The sequence below is a fragment of the Betaproteobacteria bacterium genome (assembly GCA_009377585.1).
Taxonomy (GTDB): Bacteria; Pseudomonadota; Gammaproteobacteria; order Burkholderiales; family WYBJ01; genus WYBJ01.
Genome location: WHTS01000061.1, coordinates 32,204 through 35,556 on the forward strand (window position 1 = coordinate 32,204; position 3,353 = coordinate 35,556).

Consider the following 3,353-nt stretch of genomic DNA (forward strand, 5'->3'; position numbering starts at 1 on the left):
GCGGCCCGGGAGCGGCCGCTCATCTCGATCGAGCCGAGCTCAGCCACCTGGCGCGCGATCGAGCCGCAACTGCGGCGTCACCAGCCGCAGTTGCTGGCGCGCCCGCTGCTGCCGGTGGAAACGTTCAGCGCCACAGTGCAGATGGTGAAGGCAGGGTTCGGCGACGGCCTCGTGCCGCTCGGCATCGCACTCGAGATGCATCTGGATCGCCGCTGCTACCGGGAGGTCGAGGGGGTGAGCCGGCACATCGCGCTCGTGACGCGCAAGACCGTGAACCAGCTGGCCGGTTTCCAGCGCCTGCGCGAGAGCCTGGTGAACGAGGCGGCCCGCTATTTTTCCGGGAACGAAGCTGCGCGACCGTCGCGCTAGTTCGCGGGCGTGACTTCCGCCCCCACGCGCTCGACGATCAGCCGGTAGTGCTCCGGACGGCGGTGGGCGGCGAAGTCGAACATCGTGCGCTTGAGGTTCTGCGCCAGATCGATGTCGCAGTTGAAGCAGATGACCTCGTCGTCCTCGGTCGTGCTCTTGGCGGCGATCTCCCCGGTCGGCGCGACGATGAGCGAATGGCCGAACATCCGAAAGCCGTCCTCGACGCCGCACTTGGCCGTCTCGACCAGCCAAGTCGCGTTCTGGAACGCCATCGATTGCGCCATGACGAGATGATGATGGACGCGCAGCGCCGGCGGCTCGGGATAGTGCAGGTTCTCGGACGGTGTGTTGAAGCCCAGCGCCACGATCTCGGCGCCCTGCAACGCCAGCACGCGAAACGCTTCCGGCCAGCGCCGGTCGTTGCAGATCAGCATCCCCGTGATCGTGTCGAGGAAGCGCCAGACCCGGAAGCCGAGATCGCCCACCTCGAAGTATTTCTTCTCCAGGTGCTGAAATGCCGCCTGCGGCTTGTGGTCGGCGTGGCCCGGCAAATGCACCTTGCGGTACTTGCCGACGATGCTGCCGTCGGGGCCGACCAGGATGGATGTATTGAAACGCCGCAGGCGTCCATCCAGATTCGCGAGCTCGGCGTAGCCGAGGTAGTAGCCGATGCCGAGACGCTTGCCTTCGTCGAACAGCGGCTGCGTGAGCGGCGAAGGCATCGAGGGCTCGAAGAAGCCACGGTCGACTTCTTCCTGGTCCGGCATCCACCAGCGCGGAAAGAACGTCGTCAGCGCAAGCTCGGGAAACACGACGAAGCGGGCGCCCTGTCCGTGGGCCTCGCGCATGAGCGCGATCAGACGTTTGACCGCCGCCTCGCGCGAATCGGCGCGATGCAGCGCTCCGAGCTGGGCTGCGGCAATCTTCAGGCGGCGGGCCATGGCGAATCTCCTCCGGTGGGGTGAAGCCGCGAAACGCAAACCGCGCATCCTCTTGCAGGCCACTTCGGATCCATGAGCCGATGCGAGGGCCAGGATGCAAGCTGCACGTTTGCTAGTATAGTTTTCATCCGGCAGGAGAATCGAGCGGCAGCGGCGTCGTCTTGCGCCCCCCCCTCACCCCTGGCCCCTTGTATGTTGTCCCATGGGTATGCTTGTCTTCCCTCTCCCTTCGGGAGAGGGATCGAGGGTGAGGGAAATTGTACGTCATGCTGACGCCCTCCCTCACCCCCAGCCCCTCTCCCAGGGGGAGAGGGGAGTGCCGTGCTGCTCGCTGGTGCGGGCAGGTTCCTGGGTAGCGAACCGGCAGCCATTTGAGTGGAAGCTAGCCGTTCGATGGCGTCGGTGAAGTGGAGGCAATGGCAATGGCCATGGCACTGGACCTGATCGTTCGCAACGCCCGGCTGGCTCGCGCCACGGACGCGGACCCGCTGCAGGACATCGGCATCGAAGGCGGCGCGATCGTCGCGGTGGCGCCTCGCCTCGCCGCCCACGGCCCGGAATACGACGCCCGTGGCAAGCTGGTGTCACCGGGCCTGATCGAGAGCCACTTCCACCTCGACAAGGCGATGACCGTCGAGCGCGTGCCCTACCAGCCCGATCGCATGGCGCGCGATCACATGAAGCGCACCGCCTCGATCAAGCACACGTTCACGCACGAAGACACCTACGCGCGTGCCTCGGCGACGCTCGACCAATGCCTGCTGCACGGGGTCACGCACATGCGCACCCAGGTCGAAGTCGATCCCAACGTGGGGCTCATCGGCTTCGAGGTGGTCGAGCAGCTGCGCAAGGACTACGCCTGGGCGATCGACATCCAGCCCTGCGTGTTCCTGCAGGAAGGCTGGACCGAGGTGCCCGGCGCCGACGAGAACCTGGTCGCCTGCCTCGAGCGCGGCGCGCCCGTGATCGGCGGCGGCATCCGCTACGACAAGGACGGGCCGGGCCAGATCCGGCGTGTGTTCGAGCTCGCCCAGCGCTACGCCATCGATGTCGATTTTCACCTCGATGGCGGGCACGAGATCGACGAGCTCGATCATCCGCAAGTATGCGAGATCACCGATCGCATCGGCTGGCAGGGCCGAGTGGCATTCGGCCACGGCTCCAAGTTCTCCTGCATGCCGGTGAAGCAGCAGGCCGAGGTCGGCAAGCGGCTCGCGCGCTCGGGCGTGTCGCTCGCGGTTTTGCCCGCGACCGATCTTTTCAACGGCGGGCGCCACATGGAACATAGCGTCATGCGTGCGGTCACCGATGCCAACACCCTGATCGAGAACGGCGCCAACTGCACGTTATCGACCAATAACGTGCTCAACGCCTTCACGCCCTACGGCGACTGCTCGCTTACGCGCATCGCCAATCTCTATGCCAACGTCGTCCAGCGCTACGGATCGAAGGATCTTTCTGCCTGCTTCGAGATGATCACCGAGCGGGCCGCGCAGCTCATGCGACTCGGTGATTACGGTCTCGAACCGGGCAAGGCGGCCGACCTGGTGGTATGGGACGAAACCTCGCCCGCCGATAGCATCGCGAAGTGCGCACTGCCGCTCGCGGGGTTCAAGCGCGGCCGGCGTATCTTCACTCGACAATCGCCGCACCTGCATCGGCCTGGATAACGCGAGGAAAAGCACCTGGGCATGCGTCCGCCCGGCGCACTGCTCGTTGTGTACGACGAAACCCGGCGCGACTGGTCGGACGAGGCTCAGCCGTAGCGCACCGAGGCTCGAGCTCGGTGGGCGCGGCATGCTGCGCCAGGTACCATCCGATGCAGCGCCGCCGGCAAATCGCCTCGTGGCGATGCCCGATCGATCCACGGAGACGAACCATGCGCCTTGCCCTGTTCTTGCTCATCGCCGCGCCCCTGCTTGCGTCGGCGCAAACGAAATCCTGGGTCCCGACCCACCCCGTCGAACTGGTGGTCGGCGTATCGCCAGGCGGTGGCATCGACCGCACTGCGCGCACGGTCCAGCGGATCGTGCAGGACAAGCG

At 65.9% G+C, this 3,353-nt stretch carries 3 protein-coding genes and 1 pseudogene (1 of these 4 cut by a window edge); 3 read left to right on the forward strand and 1 reads right to left on the reverse strand.

The window, feature by feature from the left end; genetic code table 11:
* Positions 1-369 (forward strand): annotated as a pseudogene (locus GEV05_18490) (LysR family transcriptional regulator) (it extends 684 nt beyond the left edge of the window).
* Here the strand turns inward: GEV05_18490 and GEV05_18495 are convergent.
* Entirely contained in the window at positions 366-1,358 is a 993-nt protein-coding gene (locus GEV05_18495) for an N-carbamoyl-D-amino-acid hydrolase (GenBank protein ID MPZ45342.1), read from the reverse strand. The pseudogene GEV05_18490 and the gene GEV05_18495 sit on opposite strands and share 4 nt — an antisense overlap.
* A 368-nt stretch (positions 1,359-1,726) precedes the next feature.
* Between GEV05_18495 and GEV05_18500 the strand changes: the two genes are divergently transcribed.
* Both GEV05_18500 and GEV05_18505 read left to right on the forward strand, forming a co-directional pair.
* Positions 1,727-2,980 carry an amidohydrolase family protein gene (locus GEV05_18500; GenBank protein ID MPZ45343.1) on the forward strand — a complete coding sequence of 418 codons (1,254 nt, stop codon included), beginning with the start codon at positions 1,727-1,729 and terminating at the stop codon, positions 2,978-2,980.
* 209 nt (positions 2,981-3,189) lie between these two features.
* Positions 3,190-3,353, forward strand: a 164-nt coding sequence (locus GEV05_18505; protein ID MPZ45344.1) for a tripartite tricarboxylate transporter substrate binding protein, incomplete at its 3' end; no start/stop codon positions are given.